The sequence below is a fragment of the Psychrobacillus sp. genome (genome assembly GCF_032154225.1).
In the GTDB taxonomy this organism is placed as follows: domain Bacteria; phylum Bacillota; class Bacilli; order Bacillales_A; family Planococcaceae; genus Psychrobacillus.
Window position 1 is genome coordinate 1 of record NZ_JALDYF010000027.1, and the last position, 18,763, is coordinate 18,763.

Here is an 18,763-nt window from a genome sequence, read left to right on the forward strand (position 1 = left end):
GTTGCACTATTATCAAAATATATAAATTCAGATGTCATTAGATTTCACTCACTTTGAAAGCATTGATTTAACGGTAATCATTATAATTCAAACTGTCACAGAAAACCATTAACTTTATTTTTAATTACCCTTAAATCACTTATTGGTCACTTTTTGGTCACTAGGTGACCGGCAATATTCCCCCTCTCATTGAGAAGGGGTTTTGTTTATTTTACTCAGAAATTAATTCTTTTACCTCATTGAAGTGATCTCTTGTATCGTAACTTAAGCCGCCATTTTCTAAATCTTCTTTTAGGTTTTGAAAGGCATGCACAATGTTTTTTCCACCATCTTCAAGTAGATAGTATTTATCATCAATCTCGAATTCTCCATCTGCATAAGTGTTGAGAAAAACATTTAACTTAGCGATGTTATTTGGTGTGACTTCATTTTTGTTATCATTAATAACAGGATCAAAAGCTTCTATTACTTCTAATGCATCCTCTTTCATTTGTGGATGAATACCATAAGAAATTTCATAAGTCGGATATTGATCTTTTAAATCTTCTGGTATCTTCTTAGCTTTTAAATAATCAGTTACTCTTTTTCTCGAAGATTCAAATACATTTTCTTCACTTGCTAAACCTTCGCTTGTATCTGTATGGAGTCTCATGAATTCAATTTCTCTAACTATTTCTTTTTCGAGATCATTCATTTCGTATTCTGATTTATCTTTAGTAAGGAATTTACCGACGATATACTTTTCGTGAAATTGATCTAATAACTCTATTTCACTTTCATTTAGTTCTCTTTTTTCATCATAAGCATTATCTAACTTTTCCAAGGCTTGATTAACATCTTCTTTATATACTTCCTTAATAAGTGAATTAGAAGAACATCCTATCAATATAAATACCAAAAATACCAAAATACTTGCTGTTTTCTTCATCATTTTCCCCCGATACATTTTACCTATATATTACCACATGTTTATTTTATATCATTAAAAGTCAAAACTTCTGCGTTAAGATTTTTTAATGCTGCATTCAATTTCCTTTTTCGACTTTCGCTTGTTGTGAAGAAATAAAGTATAGGTTGCATCTGATATTTCTCTTGTATGTCATCCCACATATCTTCATAAGTTTTTATCTTTTTAATGTTATCTTTCATTTCACGAGTGTTATCTATTTCCACAAGATGCACATAGCCATTGTGCGTGAATACCGCATCACTGACAAGCCTTTTCTTCACCGTTGGCTTAATACCGTTAACTTGTATCGCAAAGGCGTATTCAGGATCCTTGGTCATTTCAAATGTATACTCTCTTTGCCATGTTTGTGGACAACTAAAATAGATATAGGCTTCGTTTGCTAAGAGCATGTGGTCAAATAGGATAGATTTTTTTACTTCATTAATAGAAGCAATTAATTCACGACCATCTTTATTAAGGTAAACAATCTTTTCTTTACCTCTTACTTCATTTAAATAGTTACCTAGATTACTTATCACCCGGCAAGTATTTCTGTACGTGCCCATCATCATGATGTCGTGTATCTGTCTTACGCTTACTGCTCCTAGCCTGTCGATCAACGTTAGTATCATTTCTGTTCTGTTCATACAAAAACCTCCCGATCATCTTATCATCAATGTATGGACATTGTATCTCGTGTTTTTGAGCAAGCTTATATATAGCGCGACCAGGTAAAGGCTCTAAATCCTCAGCGCCTACTTCATCCAAGATAACCCTACTTCCAACCTGGTCAGCAATTCTAAATGAAATCCGTGCTACCATGTTCATTTTTATTTGCTGGCTGACCGCCATTGTAGATGGATATTGGGTTCCTAGTATCAGTCGAAAACCCAATCCTCCACCGATCCTGGCGATCTCTCCTAGATAAATCTGTGCAAGTTCTGCGTACTTCTTATTTTCCTTACTTACTAATTTAGGTGATAACTCTGCTCCCTCATCCACAATGATGAAGGTACGCTCTTTTATAGGAGTATCGGATATATTGGTCCAGTTGTTTTTGCGGAAACGCTGTTCTTCTATTTTAATTAATTTATATACATGGTCTAATGCCTTACAAGCTTCTAGCAGATCCGTAGCGACTGCTTGGACTTGTGGAAGGTCTTTGTATTTCCAGAACTCTAACCCTCCCTTTAGGTCAAGCATGATGATTCTAGCCCTATCTGGATTAGCCAATATTAATGAAGCGAACAAACTTTTTAAGAATACTGTTTTACCGAATCTCGTTGTTCCTCCCACAAGCATGTGTGGATAATGCTCGAAGTTGTGATACATTATTTTTCGAACCTTGCCGATTGGCACAAGCCATGAATGATAATATAAATGTTTCTTGTGATAATCCCAGTTACCTAGTTTATTGTTTGGTATAAATGCAGCACCTAGTATCAATACAGGCGGTAATAATAGCCACTCTAGCATACACTCACCTCTTCACTGTTATAGTCACTGTATAGGTCATCGTGTGCAGTGGTCAGTGACATAGACATTCGTAGTAAAGCCATGCATTGGACAAGTTGTTTTAATTGTCACTCGGCGAGCAACTAAGAATACTTACTCGTATCTTCCCTTTTATATTTTTACGGTTTAAGTGAACACCCTCGCCATTTCCTTCAGTAAATATAAAATCCCTCCGTATTTGGTCATTTCTAACGCTATATTGATAGCTGTTTGATTTACCTTAATACCGTAATACTCAAATAATGAAACGATAAATAATGATCCTCCAGCCACTCCGATTGATATTACCCCGAATGTAAATGGATCCATCAGTTTCCACACTCCTTACATCGGAATCCTTCATGATCTGTTTCTCTTCCACACATACCGCAGTAGGCTCTAAATAAACGAACGATAAATCTCATTTGCGTCACTCCCTCTGTCAGTGTCTAATACAGTGTATGGGCAAGTAAACTTTTAATGTATGTCCATATGAAATATATTTCCGGAAGGAGAAAATTATAATAAAGTGGAATATATTACTTAGGTGATGAATATGAAGTTACGTTGTAATATAGAGGAACTAATAAAAAACAGTGGATTTAGAAAAGACTTTATCGCTGATAAGTTGTCTATCAGCACCAGGCAACTTCGTAATTATGAAATTCAAAAAAATTATATACCGATGGATAAAGCTTATATATTGGCAGAACTGTTGAATTGTTCTGTTGCTGATTTTTACGAAAGGATTGTGGAAGAGGAATCATGATCATATCTGACCAGGACCAAGAGATAATCGATAAGGCCATATATTTACCGTTGTTGGTTATCGTGTTAAATAGAGATTTAATGGCTGTGGAGGAAACTCCATTTAAGCTTAAATCTCCTTATAGACTGTTAATCGAAGAAACTTTGAAGAAAGTACAGAAGGATCTTGCTGTAGTTAAGATGTATATGCGTAAAAATAAAATTGAAGTGGAGCGCCTAGGTGAAAATGAAAGAGGGTTTACTGAATATTACACTCGCAGTAAAGACAGTGAAATTAGAAGGGCTGTTAATAACGATGTGCTACGGAATAAAACAGAAAAATTGCTTGATGAATATTTAAAATCATGATGTCAAATAAAAAGCTCAAATTTCTCTATTACGTTTCAATTTAATGTGGTATATTCATTAATAAATACAAACACTCAAAGGAGAACAAGATGAGTAACTCAATTAAAACAGTATTCATTACGAAAAAAAGCGAAGTAAATTATAGTGTAGATGTGTATAATGGCTCCGGTAGAGTGAAAGACGAAGCAATGTCGAGAAAAGGCATTGCAAGTGAAGAAGAAGCCGTGGAAATAGTAGATGAAATAACCTTGTATAGCGAGCACACCGTTAAATTCGCCGGTATAAGATAAACCTTGTACAATACGAAGTAAATCAGTATAATTCATGTAAGTGTTGATTGCACTTATATAAGTCTTTCTTATAGGATCAGACATTGGACTGCCATCCAGTGTCTGATTTTCTTTTACTAGTACCTAATAGTCCACCATAAAATTAGTAAAATAAAAAAAAGCGACCCGTCCATATGGATAGGTCGCTTTAAATTTATTGCACATCCGTTACTTTAACCCAAGATTTTATCTCTTTTAATAGTACGCGATCACTTTTAACCTGCTCAATTGTGTAAGTCTTACCTTTTACCCAAGATGGGATATTCTGCCCTGTTGCATACTTCTTAGCTGTTGATTTTACTTTAACCTTTTGGCCGGATTTTAATGTTGTGGCTCCACTAGCTGACTTATTAGGATTAATCCACGATCCCGGCGTACCGTTCTTGCTCGTAACGTTGATCATACCGTCCTTTATATTAAACACATAGTAGGTGCCGGCTTTTATGTTGGCCTTTTTATTTTTACCGGACTTAGCGTCTGATGCAGTTATATATCCAGGGGTAGCTTTGGTTACTTGATACGTATTACCTGATGCGGCAGGCTTACTAGCTGGTTTAGATACTGTATTATAAAATGATTTTAGGTAAGCTGTGGGATCAAGACAGTTGTTAGCTCTATCAGCAATCCATCCATAACTAGGTGATGATCCTTTTCGAACTTCATAGTGTAAATGGGAGCCTGTTACTTGCCCTGTTGTACCTTGGTAGCCAATGACCTGTCCTTTTTTGATAGTGGCGCCTGTCCTGACTGCAACACTATCTAAATGAGCATAGACTTGCGCCCTTCCGTTTTTGTCTTTGACCACTACCACATTTCCATAACCACCTAAGCCTGTTCCCGCGTTTCCAAATCCTGCATATAATACTTGTCCCTCTGTAAATGCATTGATCGGCGCCTTGTGGTTTTTAACTAGATCGATTCCTGTATGAAATTCTTTTCCTGCTCCAAATGGATTATTTCTGATTCCGAACGGGCTTGTAATTCTGTATCCTGTAAATGGCATATTAACTATCTCCCTTATTAGTAGTTTTTAAAAATAAAAAAAGAGCAACGAATAATCGTCACTCTCACAAATACTCTTTATCATTTCTTGGCTTTACATATAGCAGTGCTTGTCTGCTATCTCTGATCCCCACTGTGGTTGGATCGGGAATAACGTTAATTGCATTAATGACAGTCAGAGCGATTAAATAAGGATTACTGATAAAATCTTTTAATATATCTCCTACCAATGCCCATGTGATAATGTCGTCTAGTTTCAAACCCATGTAAGCTAAGATTGGGATTAACAACGATGCGATAAAACGGACGATAAATTGTATGTTTTCTTTGCTAAAGCGTACTTTCCAGTTGATGATCTTCATATTAAAATTCCTCCTTTTATTTAACTAAAGCTTGCACAATCAGATATAGGATACCGCCTGTACCTGCTAACTTAAAAAAGATGTCGCTCCAACGTTCAAATTTCGTTTTTTCTAAATCAAGTTTCATGCGGTTATCATCGTGTTGCATACGTTTATCTTCGAGCCTTTGATCATCCCGAGATTTAATTAAGTCCCACTGTTTGTCCATATTCGATTGAAAAAACATTCGAGTTTCTTTGTTTTCGGACATGATCGTATTCTCAAGCTTCGTATAATTTTGCTCCACATCCTTAATTCTCTTTTCGTGTTCTTGCTCTTTCTGCTCCATTAATTGAATACGTTGATGTTTATCCTTGTCCCAATTTTCAAGCTGTAGGATACGCTCGCCATGCTGATTCAGACGTTCATCATGTTTGTTGAGACGTTCATCTTGTAATTCAATGCGTTCATCGATGGGCGCCATTGTTTCACCGTCCTTCCCAGTCATTCTCCTACCCCCTTTTTTATTTCTCTCTATTTTGGTAAAACAAAAAGACACCTCTCGTGAGATGTCTTTGCTATAATTATTTAATTTTAATTAATGATAATAAAAGTCGATCGCATCTTCTTCATCGTAATTCTCGTAACGGCCAACTTCATCTAATTCATAAATATTTGGTATTTCAAGTTCTGATTCTCTACTCGTTATCGGTTTGAAGTATTTTTCAGTCATTAAAACACCCCTTCTCAATTGTTACTACTATTACTATTCCATTAATCGTCTACTTATAAACATTGCGATATGAAGATAATAATTAGATGTAATGTGAATTGTAGCTTGAGCTTTTATGAAAAAGCATTTAGTTTTTGAGAATCGCTTTTAATTATTTACTTTTCATCTCTTTGTTTAGCCAGCCGATACCAGGTCCATGTTGGATTACGTCGTCTTGCGTTAAATTGCCAGATTCTTTTCCAAGCAGGATTTTCCGAATATCTATTATGATTGATAGTTCGTTATTACTGTCACTCGGATTGGTTAAAGCTTGCCCCATCGCTTTGTATACGTCAGAAGGTAACCACATCGTAAGTTCCCAAGCTAATTTATTAACTTTCCGATAATCTTCTTCTGTTTGAAGATTTTTCACTAAAGACAAATATTCGGCTACTTTGGCTGCTTCCTCCTTCGCTTTATTTTCCCACCGCAATTTTTCCAAGAATTCATTATTCTTCTTTTGTAAATATGATTTAGTTCTTTCTTGTAACCAAAACTGAAATATTCCTAATAACAAAGTTACTATGCCTAACCAGGCGCCTATTTCAAAAGTCACTATCTTTCACCTCATATAACATATTCTCTTCGAGGTGAAGAAAACCTTTAATTTTAAGTTGTTTATCAAATCCAATTTTCGCAACTTTTACATGTAATACTTAAAGCTTCCCAAGACTCTGCAAAGCGATCGTTGTATAAACATATCTTGTCTTTGTCATAATAATCATCTTCCTCTAATTTCTGTTCTTGACCACATTTCTTACATTTTATTGTAAAAGACATAAAAAATCATCCCTTCCATTCCAAAATAGGATTATCTAATGACCCGGTCAATTTCATCATATCCAATGAGACTGCATCTTCTTTTTTAATGATCAACATTATTCCAGATTCTTGATTGATCATCTCACCAACCTCACCAGATATAATGTTTCCTTCTTGATCACACCTTACAAGGACCTTAGTTAAATCTTCTTCGTCTGACAACTTTTCATATGTTGTTACCATTCAACTACCCCCTCAATACTCTAGCTCCTATACGTAATCCACCTTTAATTTGATCGTTAGAAACCCTCAATCGTACTGTGAAATTTACTGATTCGTATGTCGGTACACCAAGATCTATAATCATCGATTTAAACTGACCACCTGCTTCAGTTGTGGTGAAAACCTCGCTAGAAAATGTCCATCCATCATAGCCGAATATTCCTGCCCAAACTGCCCCACTTGCAACAGATAGCACGTTAATACCTACATTGACATGTAAGTACCTAGCGTTATGTTCAACAACAAAGTTAGCCACATCTACATAGCTAGTGGAAAAGGTCCTATACCAACCTTGCTCGACGACAATTTCACTGCTTATTACGTCTGGTAAATGGTTTTGGACTGCCGTGTTATACCTCGGTATCCCGTTAACCATGACCACTCGCCCATCTTCACCGTATATGGTGATAGCGCCTTTACCTATTTCAATATGTCCTGGTGTAAGCTTCACATACTTATCTGTATCACTTGGACTGATAGCAATTAATTCATTTCCATCCCAATAAAAATAAGATTCAGAACCTACAATTCGTATATTGTTGGTATGAATCGTACCTGCCGTTAATAAATTTGTGTTTACTCCTGCGCTTGTAATGGCTTGTTCGAATGTCTGACCGCCATCAACAGAGACACCTAATCCGTTTGAATTGAGCAATACCAACAGGTTCGGGTTGTTTTTATCTACTGCTATAATCCCGTTGTTAAACTCTAACTCCGTATGTGCTGATAAAAGCAATTGTGTCGCTAGTTTAACCGCATCATCTAGGACGTTGTAAGGTAGCTGCAATTTACCTTGAAATATCTTATCCAAGTCCCTTATGGCGTTATTAATCTGTGCTTTGTATCGTTCCGATAGCCTTAAACTACCTAGCGTCACGGATTGATCAATGATGTTATCCTCAAAGTCAAACACTTCCACAAGTTCAACGATTCTTACCCGTTGTTTAAAGTTAATACGCTTATCGATTAACCAGATCCTATCTCCTTCATTGGGCTGTGGTTGGTCATAGCCTTGCTCGCGCATATCAGCGACTTCGACTTGTACACTCAAATGGACACTATTATCAACTAATTCTTTTAAAGCATTTTCGAGATTTGCTTTAATAGTGTAATTTTCATCGTCAATTGGTTCCGCCTCTATAATTCCATATATGTCAGCTAATGGACTAGTATATTCAGCCGTCAAACCATCTTTACCAAAACCTTTTGCATGAGTAGCGAAACCAGTACTGTCTATTTCCACACTAGATGTTTTAAGATTGAATTCGAAGGCGTACATAAAATTGCTATCCACACCAATTAAGCGCTGAATGTAAACAAGATTACCTTGTACGTAATATTCAGCACTAAAGCGATTCAAACCTGTATTAAAACGTTCCAAACATGTTTTACCACGTTGAGTATCACTAAACTGCAACGCATTAAATGAATCAACAATTACCGGGGTATACTGTGTACCTTGAAACACATCATTAAAATAATTTACTGCTGTAAATGATTTGTTTTCGTAGGTATCATACTTCCTTTTCGCCTTCATATTCGTATGGAAACTAGAAACAGCACGTACCTCTAAATAAAACTTATTTCCTTTAGATTTCTTTTGATGAAATATGACAACGTAGTCATCTCCCTGAACATTGATGATCCACCTCTTGTCTAAATCCTCAATAAATTGCCTATTGACAATTTCATCATAAAAAAAAGAAAGCGATATATCTCGCTCTCCATTTACTCGTTTAGTCCTCTTATAAGTTGCCATAGCGTGGTACTGATTGCCAGCCAAATCTTGTACATACATATATCCACCCCCAATAAAAAAGACCGCTTCTATTGAAGTGGTCTTCTAGTTACTTATTTTCTATTTTATCTTTCAATACTATTTCATTTAATAGATACATATTGCGTTCAAAATGTTCTCTGGTGTAATGCCATGGAGATTTTCCTGCTCTGTGGTTAGGATCTCCAAAAGCTATTCTATCAGCCATGTCCACCACTAATACATCTTCTTTATAATTTTCCATAATATAGTTTTCGCATCTAATAAATTGCTTTAAGTCGCTGTGAACATACGGGAACTGTTCTTCATCAAACGGCATATAAACACCATTTTCCAAATAACCAACTGCATATCTGATTCGATTTAAGATTAACTTTGCATTAGGAAGTTTTTCTTTTTTCCATCTTACAAACTTATCAAATTGAGATTTAAAAATCTCAAAATGTTCGTCTGGTCTAATCGAATGATAGATTTTCGTATAGTTTTTGTCTTTGAAAAATGTCGTTTTTCTAAATGTGGATGGGTTATTTGTTACAAATCCATCTCCCACCTGCGCATATCCGTACCTAACATCAGCGTATAGGTCAAAAATAATATAATCTGGTTTTTCTTCTTCAATACTTCTTCTTGACGTTTTTCTTGTATCGGCTTGTAGACTTTTAAGTTTAAATGGAGTTATACCCGCTGGTCGATCAACACCTCTTACATTAGGAGACATTAAACACGGTATTGATGTTTGCCAAGCGTCAGTTCCTAATTGATAAATACCTTTATAATTTTCGTTGTTCGCTGTTATGAAAATCTCCCTTGTTACACATGAGCCGATAATGTTTATCTTGATTTTCCCCACTTGTAATACCCCTTGTAGTTTAATAGTTTAATTGTGTAAATTATATCAGACTATTTTCATATCGGCTACATGTCTGGGATATTAAAAAACTTAAACTTCTAATGATTTTAACTTTTTTAATAAATACCATTCGTTGTAACTCATAAACTCAATACCATAAAATCCTAATGATGCGCCTTCGTTCTCAATTGATATAGTATGGTAGCCTTTTTGAGTAATACGGATAGGTTCAATATTATTATCTAAAAGATATTTTTTATTTATGTGTTTGGTGCTTGTTGCCACATCGATATGTTGGTTCGCTACCTCATCTTGTTTTTGCGTAGCATCACCTATAGATGTGTCAAGAATGTTTTGAGCTTGTGGCAAAGCAAAATCCAAAGTAATTTTATACGTCACACCATTGCCATAAAACAAATATGGGACCACTACCATGTCGGGTATCGTTGCATAAAAACCAAATACAATTCTCCCACCTTGATTACTTAACAAAACCATTTGAGGGCTTGAAGAAAATTCCGGCGGTGTGGGCGCCGATGCGCTTGTTGTTGTTGTCGAAGTTGCGTTTTTGGATAATTGTACACTATCAAGCGTTTGGCGACCTAGTAATTTGGAACCACTCATTACATTAAATCTTTTATGTGGACCTTCACCAACAAGAGCAGCAGCTATCTTTGCACCAATGACCCCGTACCCCGCGCCGGTGAAGTGAGTGTCATCTGAATAAATAGATGAATCATATCCAGCTACCATTTCATCAACATCAAGGTACGGAATTCCATATTTATTCGCTAATCCAATAACCGCATTTGCAAACGAATCTACAGCTATATCACTTATCAAAGTTTTAGGCGGAGTTAATAGAATCACAGCTTTCCCCCATAGGATTTCACGTATAACGATTTGCTCTAATGAGTTTATAAATACCTCCACATTTCCTGCATCTGGATAGATAGCTCTACGAGCATCATTTGTACCATAGCCGATGAAGGTTAATTGTCCTACATGCTTGGTAAATGATCTATCATATCCTTTAGGCGCCCAATCGCCCGGGAATCCTCTGTTTTCAACGGTAACTAAATTCGTTCCGTCTTTATAAAATACTTCATTCAAATATTTTTGCAACGCTTCGGGATAAGTGATCGATGCCCTAGTTATGCCACTCGTTGAGCCGTCTGGAAACACTACTCCACTTGCAGGCCGCCTATCGGTACTCGTCGCATCAGAACCGTATGTCAATGAATCTCCTATGCACATGATCCATACAGGCTTTAACTCTCGTAAATTCTTCATAAATGTATAATAGGCAATCATCACTTTCTGCCTTAATTCTTCAACGTCTACCAAGTCGCCTTTTTTATAATCAGTTTGTTGAATATCAGCAATTAATGATAGTTTATTAGCGCTTAATGCTCTATTGATTCTAGCATCCGCGTCATCTAGTCTTTCTTTTAAGGTAGCAAAAGTATAACCATCCTTAGTAGTTCTGGAATTGACCGTTTCTGCATTACTTTCACCGCTATTAACAATTAAGTTATTAATTTGTTCTTGTAGCGAATTAATACTTAATTCATTTTTCTTTGCTAAACTTAACGCCTGTAAAGCTATAGACCTCGCTTCGCTTTCTTTATACTCTAAGCTTGTAAATAAAGAAAATAATTCCTCGAAGTTCTGCTTGATGGCTATCCTCGTTAGTCTGTCCCACAAGTTGCCTATATCTCTGTATGCCATAAGACCACCCCATCATAAATAATAAAAACGGAAATCGAAAGTTAATTCGAAATCCGTTAAATAGTAAATTGTAAAATCATTAAAGCCTGGTGCTAAAGTGAACCAATCTTTACTTGTTTTGTGTAAAGCATTCAATCCGTTAATCTTTACAACCGGACCATCTATTTCTATTACATCTCCGCTTTTAACGTAATCATCCACTTGGAAATATTCGTCTGTCGTTCTATTGTAAATTCGCATTCTAGAAACAGGGTTCCCGTTGTTCATACTATCTGATTTTGCGATTAATTTAAGTTTAAACTCCTGTTTGAAAGGATGTATCCTTACATTTCCTGCATTAAAAACTCTAGGAGACTGATTATTTACAAATTTATATACCATGTCTTCATTATCGATTAAGCCCATGCCAAATCCCCATAGTTCATCATCAGCATTTATGCCTTTAAGTTGAATATCTTGAGTGGTACCGATTGATTCAGCAAACGGTAAATCAGCCATCTCTATCGCGATACCAACTGATGATATTCTTCGATTAATACGTTCTGGAATAAATGATTCAACAGCCGTTACCTTATATCGCTTACCTCGTTGGTACTCTTCTGATATATATAAATAATCATGCTCACTAAAAAAAGAAAATACCTCATCCCTTAGGAGTCGGTAATCTCTCGTGTCATTAGCTTCCGATCGTAAAATTACATTGATATTTCGCGTATCGTACGTGTATCCTTTATCTACGTATCCATGGACACCTTCGGTTTCTTCTTTCACTCGTTTTCTATTTATAGAGGAAATAAAAATATCCAGAGGTGTCACTCCTTGCGGAAACGGTTTAATATTCATATTTTCATCGTATACAATAAACAAGTGGACACCTCCTTATCTGTAGTAATCACCTATCGAATCTAATGCATTGTTATTATTCACAACACTAGTTATTGCCTCACCATCAATCTGTATTACTTTCCCATCTCTTATCCCTTTTGCTATATCTTTCAGCAAATTAACTACCGTTGCATTGCCATCATTCATCGATTGCTGTTGATTCATTTCATCCACAACCCTGTTAGCTTCACCGGGACTACTTATGCCGTCCGCGTAACCAGGCATACGGTTAAGCGCACCAATAATCTTTTTAGATTCATCATGTGTAAATACTTCATAACCACTAGGTCGGTCGTACATGCCTAAATTAAGCATTTCCCAACGGTTTCCCATGCGCCCAAGTTCCCATCCTTCTTCACCTGCGATAAACTCGCCGCCTGGATGATTGCTTGTACCTTTTGCATACTCATAAGGTTGAGGTAAAGTAAATGGACCATGGTATTTAGGCTTCACATTGATGGTACGTTCAAGTGGTCTAGTGAATATACGATCTAGTTCCTCCACAGTTGGGCTAGTTTTTATACTGACATCTTTATAGATGGTTTTACCTGCAACCTCATTCATTTCTTCTAGCTTTTTCTTAGCATCTTCAATTTTACCTAATTGAGTATCTAGCTTTTTGTTAGCTTCATTATATTCACTCGTTGTGATCTTTTGCTTAGCTAACTGACCGTCAAGCTCTCTTTTATTAGCTTTGATTTTATCCCGTTCTTCATTTAATTTTTTAATACCCTCGCCTTTTTCAGCAGTTAAACCCGTTTGGTAGAGTATCATTTGCTCATATTCAGCTTGCAACTTATCAAATGCGGCTAACTCTTTTTCAGTTTCCTTAAGCGATCCTTGCTTTTTCTTGATTTGCTTATCTATTCTATCAATTGTATTTTCGTGATAACCTACCTGACTTAGCAATGTGTCACGAATATCTTCTTCTTGCAATAATTTTTGAGCAAGTTCAATTTGTTCTTCTTTCGTTGCACCGATCATGTCACTTCTAATTCCGGCAATGATTAAATCTTGTTCTTTGATTTGCTCATTTACACCACGTAAAGCTTCAATCTGACTAGTGCGCTCTTGCTCCTTTACATTAATTTCATCATTTAGAGTTTTTTGCTTCTCTAAATTCTTCGTTTGCTTATCCATTTCAGTCGTGAGAGCCATATACGTATCGTCAATCAATCGCTGTCTCTCTGCTGCGTTTAATTCTTTCAACTCACTAAGTACAGCAGCATATGCATTCCCTTGTTCGGATATTGCCTTGGCTGTTGCAGGAGCCGTTTCAACAAGCTTGCCATTCAACTTTAAAAACTCTGCCATTTCCTCGTTTGTTAAGCCGGATTTTTTCAGAAGTTCTTCTTGTTCTTTCGTAAGCTTTTTAATAGCTTCTTCTGTTTTAGCATCTTTCAGCTTCGTCATAACATCCATATAACGCAACATTTCTTTAGTGGTAAGTTTGTTTTTATCTTTCAGCGCTTCAAAACTAGCAATCAGCTCATCCATAGATTCAATTTCTTTTTTACGAGACTCTATAGATTCTAGCGCTCTACTTGTACTCTCTTTACTAGCTTCGTTTAATTTATATAAACCTACAGCTAATGCGCCAACACCTACCACAGCCAAGCCAACTGGACCTGCTGACGCACCCATTAGACCAATACGACCTAACAATCCTGCGCCGCCTACCTTACCTAGCATACCAGCTGCGCTACCACCAACTTTTAACACTCCGCCAATACCAGTAGCCATATGACCTAAACCAATTGTGGCAGGACCTATGGCAGCAACTAATGCTATTGTTTTTAAGATGGTACGTTGTTGGGATTCATCCATTTCACTAAATGCCTTGGCTCCATTTTCAATCTGTTTAAATAATGGTTCTGCGACATCTAGAGCATCCATGAAAGCAGGTATCAAAACATTGCCGAGTGTAATACCAGTGTCTTTAATTCTGTTCCACAGGATCTGCATTTGGGATGCTGTTGTTTTGTACCGCTCTTCTGCTTCCGCTGTTAAGGCTGTGTTTTCTTTCCAAGCTTTATTCGCTGTTTTTAAAGCGTTATTTGCCATTTCACGTGCGTTTGATGTACGTAAAATAGTGTCACGCAAGCGAATTTCAGACAGCCCTAAATCATCAATAATCTTAAATGCTGATTCCCCTTGTTCGGATAGGTCTCCTAAACCACCTAGGAATGTAAAAATTGCTGTTGCCGCATCTTTCTCAAAGGCTTGTTTGAAGTCTTTAACGGACATACCAGCCACACGAGCAAATTCTTTTAAATCATCGCCGCCCATATCAACACTTTGAGCTATGTTAATCATAAGTTTGGATATCGCTGTACCACCGGCTTCTGCATTAATACCCACACTTGTAAGTGCAGCCGCAAAACCGAGGATATCCGCTTCTGTCATTCCGATCTGCGAACCTGCACCAGCAATACGCAAGCCCATTTCAGTGATTTCGCCCTCAGTTGCCGCAAAGTTGTTACCGAGATCAACAAGGGTTGCTCCTAATCGATCAAAGTCGGTTTGTGCCATACCTGTGATATTAGCCATACGAGCCAATGATATAGCCGCTTGCTCACTCCCCATATCTGTGGCCACACCAAGGTCAATCATTGTACGTGTAAATGATAGGATGTGTTTGTTCTGAATACCAAGTTGTCCGGCAGCTTCACCAACATTAGCAATCTCAGTTGCAGCCGCTGGAATCTCTAACGCCATCTGACGAATACTATTACTTAATGTAGCGTATTCCTTTTCTGTCATATCTACTGTTTTTCTTCAATTTGTTATCGTAAAGGCTTTTTATCCTCTACTTCCGGGAGTTTCCTCGCATAACGGTATGTCCATTCATACCCGGTTCAGCATACATTTTCACCTTCAACTTAATGGTAAGGTGTCGAGCACTCGTGGGGGAATTATTGCTCTCTTATCGCTCATCCCCTATGCGTTACGGTGACAGGTGATATTCCTGTTTACCACGGTATTAGCTTAGCTCTCGCCTTAGCCTTCACCGTTTTTGCTCGATTTGATTACTCTATTATTTCTAATAGAGAGGACAAGAATTTATCCCAGCAAATGCACTTTCATAATCACTTGCTGCCTTGAATACTGCAACTCCACCCGCAACAATAGGCGCTGTCACCTTCATAGAGTATGACTTACCAAAATCAGTCATACTTCTACCATAGTCTTGCATCTTATTACCAGCTTCACCCATGACCGTTTCAAGTCGCTTCCATGGGTTAATCTGCTCGTTAATCTTATCTGTCACTCGCCCGAGTTGCTGTTCAGTACGGTTCATAGCAGCAACTGCATCGTTATATTCAGCCGCTAAGTTTTTCGTCTGTTTAGCGTCTGCGCTTTTGACTCGTTTTGATTCTTCATAACGTTTTTTAAGTTCTTTCACACGTTCTTGTTGGGTTTTTAATGTTCGGGAAAGGATGTCTGATTGCTCACGCAAACCTTTTAAACTATTAGCGTAATCTTTACCGCCGGACTTGGCAGCGTTCATTTCAGATCGCAAGCCTTTTAAATCTCTTTTAAATCCTTCAAGAGACTTTGAAGAGCCTTCATCTTCCCAAGATAACCTTGTCCTAAGCGTACCAACATCTTTGGATGCCATTTATCACCACCTGCCTTTATAGCCACACATCGGATAAATACTCTTCTTTTTCTTGTGGCTGTTCGTTGTCCTCAACCATCATTAATTCATTAAAAAAATGGACGTCCATCTCATCAATTTGAGACATGGTCCATCCTGTTCTTCCGACTGGTTCCCCATGTATATAACTTGGTGTAGGGAACATCATTTTTTTGTATAATTGCAAAAGGGAAGTGTACGCTTCTGCAAACGTCACTCCCCCAGATTGTTTCCCTCGTTATCCTCTTTTTTCACTTTTGGCTTACCTAATACCGCTTCTCTTAACTTATCGTAGACGTATTCATCACTCGCTCCATCGTAGACCTGGTCAACTGTGAATTGACCTCCAAACACTACGTTAGCGAGAATACCTACCATCTCATCTTCTTCTGCCATTTGTTCTTGATAAGTAGGTACATGATCTTCATCTTTATCTCTTTCTTCCGCTTCAGCTTGTATTTTGAAATATAAGCGTTTTGCACGTAATGGTACTACAGGAGTAGTAAATAATTTTTGTTCACCATCTATATAAAGTTCAATTTGCATGGATTAAACCTCCGGTACGTATTCTTTGTCGATTACCGTTGTGAACCAGTCCGCAAATATCTTTTTGTCCACAACATCAGGATCTTGATCCCATAACTTTGTTTTTTCCTCGCCATCATGAATACGTGGAATTGCTTCACCTGTTAGATTAGGAGTTTGATAAGTCGGCGTTTCTTGCTTCGTCTCTTTATTCTCTTCTGCAGGTGCTAATTTTACACGGTACAACCAAAAGAACTCTGAACCTCCGCGCGCTGATTCAGCTTGTCCCCCGATAGCGATGTATGGTGCGTCATCTGCCACGTTATCGGATATAATCCCGTTAGCATGGATTGTTTTACCTAAAATTTCTGCTTCTACTTCTTTTTCTAAATACGCTGTATTAACCGTTACCGCAATTGGCCCTTTTGCCGAATCACTGAATAAAACCCCATCATCAGCTCTTAAATTTGATCGGTTGATCGATGGTTGTACATTAAGTGCCATTGCAGGTCCAAATGGTTTAGGTGTGGAATAAGTGGTAGTTGTAGAGTCCTCTTTCGTGATTACTGCATAATGTAAATTCTTTAATCCTTTGATAGCCATTAGATTTCCTCCTCATTTTCTCTTTTATCAAAAAGTTTTTTAGGTTCGCCGTAAATAGGATTTCCTTGCTCATCTACGCCTTCCGAAACTGCAAAATAAAAACTAGAAATGTCTATCGTTTCATTTTTCATGATTTTCCTCCTCTATATTCGGTTCATAATTGAATCTAATAATCTCTCTAAATTTTTTCATATCCGCATCATAGGTTTGGGATGCAAACATACGACCAAATCCCGCTTCTTTCATTCTCTTCTTTACTTCCTTAACTAAATTGATAAAATTACCGCTTGAGAACACATCCATCTGAATGAAGTATTTTGTAATTATCTCTACATCATCAGCACTCATTTCTGGTGCTTCGTTGTAAATCAGAAAAACAATATAGGTATCAGCAGTATTGTTATAGTTTGCAAATGCGACAGGGACGCCGAGAGGGGAGAGAGTATCCATGATTAACTTATTTAAACTCATGACATTCCCAACCCCTTTCTAAATACGTCCACATACTTGTTTAATATATTTCCTTTGTTGTTTTCAAAGACGATTGATACTAATGGGAGTGGAGCCATAAATCTAGCAGCTTTAACATTCCAATATCCGAACTCATGCATGTACAGATAAAAGCCTGGCTGTTTCGCTCCACCTTGCGTTCCTACAAACAATTCACCGTTTTTAGGGTCAGTACGAACGATAGAATCTTCTGCTTCACCACTCCTGCGCGTTAACCCATGTGAATACACCTCTGATGATATTTCCTTCTGCAAAAAGTCGCCACCCGCTATTAATGCTTCATCTTTTAAGTTTTCAGTTATATCTTCTATTCGATCAATTTCAGCGATTAACTCATCCAATCCTTCAAACTCAAGATTCATGATCATCACCCTTTCGATGACAGATCAATTCGATAAATTCACCTTTTTCATATGTGCGATATACCATTTGATCTTTACCTTCATAAGTGAGTTCTTCTTCACCTGAATATTCATCTGTTCGGACCTCGAACATATAAGATAAAGTAACTCCATGTTGTTTGGCCATATGAAATTCATTTGATCTTACGCTTTTCTTGTTAGCAAAAACCATTCTCGGTTCTCCTTTTACGGTTGAAGGAAAACCTTCCGAATCTGTACCCTCTACGAGTCCTATCAGATAGACAACATCAGACCAATTCACGATAATCACCCGCCAGGCTCAAATGTTGCTTTAATAAGTCGTAAGATTCTCCAAATCGTTCTGCATTGGGACCATCGAGTCCGTAATTTGCTTTTGCATACAATACAATTGCACGTTTAATTAACGGATCGACATCAACCGAACTATTAACGATTAAAGGAGAAACGCCCGATTGGATAAGATCCAAACGAGCGCCATCTATCAAATCTTGTACTTCTGGATCAAAAGCTGAATTACTAACACGTAATGCTAATTTGACATCTTCGAGCATGATCATTCACCGCTTTCTAACGCTTCGAGAGCTGACAATGCTTCATCCTTCCCTTGCACTTTTTCGCCATTAGGTAATTCGAACCACCCACCGCCAGTGTGTTTGATTTTGCTAGATTCATCCTCGTTACTTACTTCTAAAAATCCCTTTTTAACTAAAAAAGCGACTCTCTCCGCATCTTTATGCTTGTAAGAATCGCCTTTCTTGTATTTTTGTTTAGTTTCTTTGTCTTTGAATGCAGATTTTACTATATTAGCCATC

At 37.2% G+C, this 18,763-nt stretch carries 27 protein-coding genes and 1 pseudogene; 3 read left to right on the top strand and 25 right to left on the bottom strand.

The features are described from left to right. Positions 1-211: 211 nt before the first annotated feature. From RUH95_RS19920 to RUH95_RS19935, 4 genes are all read right to left on the bottom strand, one after another. Positions 212-928: a hypothetical protein gene (locus RUH95_RS19920; RefSeq protein WP_313894658.1), complete on the bottom strand. Its 717-nt coding sequence runs from the start codon at positions 926-928 to the stop codon at positions 212-214. Positions 929-969: 41 nt separating this feature from the next. Continuing rightward, positions 970-1,488, bottom strand: a complete 519-nt coding sequence (locus tag RUH95_RS19925; protein ID WP_313894659.1) for a hypothetical protein — start codon at positions 1,486-1,488, stop codon at positions 970-972. After that, entirely contained in the window at positions 1,478-2,425 is a 948-nt protein-coding gene (locus RUH95_RS19930; RefSeq protein WP_313894660.1) for an FtsK/SpoIIIE domain-containing protein, read from the bottom strand. Before RUH95_RS19930 ends, RUH95_RS19925 begins: the two co-directional genes overlap by 11 nt. Positions 2,426-2,590: 165 nt before the next feature. Next, on the bottom strand, positions 2,591-2,773 hold the full coding sequence (locus RUH95_RS19935; RefSeq protein WP_313894661.1) for a hypothetical protein: 183 nt from the start codon (positions 2,771-2,773) through the stop codon (positions 2,591-2,593). Between the two features lie 226 nt (positions 2,774-2,999). On the opposite strand from RUH95_RS19935, the gene RUH95_RS19940 reads away from it, so the two are divergent. The 3 genes from RUH95_RS19940 (at position 3,000) to RUH95_RS19950 (ending at position 3,849) form a co-directional block, all read left to right on the top strand. Beyond that, the gene (locus RUH95_RS19940; protein WP_313894662.1) at positions 3,000-3,212 is read left to right on the top strand and encodes a helix-turn-helix domain-containing protein; all 213 of its coding nucleotides are present in this window, start codon (positions 3,000-3,002) and stop codon (positions 3,210-3,212) included. After that, on the top strand, positions 3,209-3,559 hold the full coding sequence (locus RUH95_RS19945) for a YhjD family protein (RefSeq protein WP_313894663.1): 351 nt from the start codon (positions 3,209-3,211) through the stop codon (positions 3,557-3,559). The genes RUH95_RS19940 and RUH95_RS19945 overlap by 4 nt, the downstream gene beginning before the upstream one ends. Before the next feature lie 89 nt (positions 3,560-3,648). Continuing rightward, the gene (locus tag RUH95_RS19950; RefSeq protein WP_313894664.1) at positions 3,649-3,849 is read left to right on the top strand and encodes a hypothetical protein; all 201 of its coding nucleotides are present in this window, start codon (positions 3,649-3,651) and stop codon (positions 3,847-3,849) included. A 193-nt stretch (positions 3,850-4,042) separates the two neighbouring features. Here the strand turns inward: RUH95_RS19950 and RUH95_RS19955 are convergent, their stop codons facing one another. The 21 genes and pseudogenes from RUH95_RS19955 to RUH95_RS20055 form a co-directional block, all read right to left on the bottom strand. Further along, entirely contained in the window at positions 4,043-4,891 is an 849-nt protein-coding gene (locus tag RUH95_RS19955) for a M23 family metallopeptidase (RefSeq protein WP_313894665.1), read from the bottom strand. Between the two features lie 64 nt (positions 4,892-4,955). Then, positions 4,956-5,252 carry a phage holin gene (locus RUH95_RS19960; RefSeq protein WP_313894666.1) on the bottom strand — a complete coding sequence of 99 codons (297 nt, stop codon included), beginning with the start codon at positions 5,250-5,252 and terminating at the stop codon, positions 4,956-4,958. 16 nt (positions 5,253-5,268) lie between these two features. Further along, positions 5,269-5,739, bottom strand: coding sequence for a hypothetical protein (locus RUH95_RS19965; RefSeq protein WP_313894667.1), 471 nt, complete (start codon positions 5,737-5,739; stop codon positions 5,269-5,271). Positions 5,740-5,829: 90 nt separating this feature from the next. Next, positions 5,830-5,964 (bottom strand): hypothetical protein, encoded by a 135-nt coding sequence (locus RUH95_RS19970; protein ID WP_313894668.1) that lies wholly within the window; start codon positions 5,962-5,964, stop codon positions 5,830-5,832. Between the two features lie 151 nt (positions 5,965-6,115). Next, positions 6,116-6,559, bottom strand: a complete 444-nt coding sequence (locus RUH95_RS19975; protein ID WP_313894669.1) for a hypothetical protein — start codon at positions 6,557-6,559, stop codon at positions 6,116-6,118. A gap of 230 nt (positions 6,560-6,789) precedes the next feature. Beyond that, positions 6,790-7,008, bottom strand: a complete 219-nt coding sequence (locus RUH95_RS19980; RefSeq protein WP_313894670.1) for a hypothetical protein — start codon at positions 7,006-7,008, stop codon at positions 6,790-6,792. Between the two features lie 4 nt (positions 7,009-7,012). After that, on the bottom strand, positions 7,013-8,845 hold the full coding sequence (locus RUH95_RS19985; RefSeq protein ID WP_313894671.1) for a phage tail protein: 1,833 nt from the start codon (positions 8,843-8,845) through the stop codon (positions 7,013-7,015). A 49-nt stretch (positions 8,846-8,894) separates the two neighbouring features. Beyond that, positions 8,895-9,674 (bottom strand): DUF6270 domain-containing protein, encoded by a 780-nt coding sequence (locus RUH95_RS19990; RefSeq protein ID WP_313894672.1) that lies wholly within the window; start codon positions 9,672-9,674, stop codon positions 8,895-8,897. A 90-nt stretch (positions 9,675-9,764) separates the two neighbouring features. Beyond that, complete coding sequence (locus tag RUH95_RS19995; RefSeq protein WP_313894673.1) at positions 9,765-11,405, bottom strand: SGNH/GDSL hydrolase family protein; 1,641 nt, start codon at positions 11,403-11,405, stop codon at positions 9,765-9,767. A 12-nt stretch (positions 11,406-11,417) separates the two neighbouring features. Beyond that, entirely contained in the window at positions 11,418-12,272 is an 855-nt protein-coding gene (locus RUH95_RS20000; RefSeq protein WP_313894674.1) for a phage tail domain-containing protein, read from the bottom strand. A 12-nt stretch (positions 12,273-12,284) separates the two neighbouring features. After that, positions 12,285-15,056: pseudogene (locus RUH95_RS20005) on the bottom strand (phage tail tape measure protein); the annotation flags it as partial. 277 nt (positions 15,057-15,333) lie between these two features. After that, the gene (locus RUH95_RS20010) at positions 15,334-15,912 is read right to left on the bottom strand and encodes a phage tail tape measure protein (protein ID WP_313894675.1); all 579 of its coding nucleotides are present in this window, start codon (positions 15,910-15,912) and stop codon (positions 15,334-15,336) included. Between the two features lie 16 nt (positions 15,913-15,928). Continuing rightward, entirely contained in the window at positions 15,929-16,147 is a 219-nt protein-coding gene (locus RUH95_RS20015) for a hypothetical protein (protein WP_313894676.1), read from the bottom strand. Beyond that, positions 16,144-16,476 carry a phage tail assembly chaperone G gene (gene gpG, locus RUH95_RS20020; protein WP_313894677.1) on the bottom strand — a complete coding sequence of 111 codons (333 nt, stop codon included), beginning with the start codon at positions 16,474-16,476 and terminating at the stop codon, positions 16,144-16,146. Before gpG ends, RUH95_RS20015 begins: the two co-directional genes overlap by 4 nt. Positions 16,477-16,479: 3 nt before the next feature. Next, positions 16,480-17,058: a major tail protein gene (locus RUH95_RS20025; RefSeq protein ID WP_313894678.1), complete on the bottom strand. Its 579-nt coding sequence runs from the start codon at positions 17,056-17,058 to the stop codon at positions 16,480-16,482. Beyond that, the gene (locus RUH95_RS20030) at positions 17,058-17,189 is read right to left on the bottom strand and encodes a hypothetical protein (protein WP_313894679.1); all 132 of its coding nucleotides are present in this window, start codon (positions 17,187-17,189) and stop codon (positions 17,058-17,060) included. Before RUH95_RS20030 ends, RUH95_RS20025 begins: the two co-directional genes overlap by 1 nt. Further along, a complete protein-coding gene (locus RUH95_RS20035) occupies positions 17,179-17,529 on the bottom strand; it encodes a hypothetical protein (protein ID WP_313894680.1) in 351 nt (116 codons plus the stop codon). The genes RUH95_RS20030 and RUH95_RS20035 overlap by 11 nt, the downstream gene beginning before the upstream one ends. Further along, positions 17,526-17,930 carry an HK97-gp10 family putative phage morphogenesis protein gene (locus RUH95_RS20040; protein WP_313894681.1) on the bottom strand — a complete coding sequence of 135 codons (405 nt, stop codon included), beginning with the start codon at positions 17,928-17,930 and terminating at the stop codon, positions 17,526-17,528. The genes RUH95_RS20035 and RUH95_RS20040 overlap by 4 nt, the downstream gene beginning before the upstream one ends. After that, complete coding sequence (locus RUH95_RS20045) at positions 17,920-18,231, bottom strand: hypothetical protein (protein WP_313894682.1); 312 nt, start codon at positions 18,229-18,231, stop codon at positions 17,920-17,922. Before RUH95_RS20045 ends, RUH95_RS20040 begins: the two co-directional genes overlap by 11 nt. Beyond that, positions 18,218-18,505, bottom strand: coding sequence for a head-tail connector protein (locus RUH95_RS20050; RefSeq protein WP_313894715.1), 288 nt, complete (start codon positions 18,503-18,505; stop codon positions 18,218-18,220). The genes RUH95_RS20045 and RUH95_RS20050 overlap by 14 nt, the downstream gene beginning before the upstream one ends. Further along, positions 18,505-18,762, bottom strand: coding sequence for a hypothetical protein (locus RUH95_RS20055; RefSeq protein ID WP_313894683.1), 258 nt, complete (start codon positions 18,760-18,762; stop codon positions 18,505-18,507). Before RUH95_RS20055 ends, RUH95_RS20050 begins: the two co-directional genes overlap by 1 nt. Position 18,763: the final 1 nt, after the last annotated feature.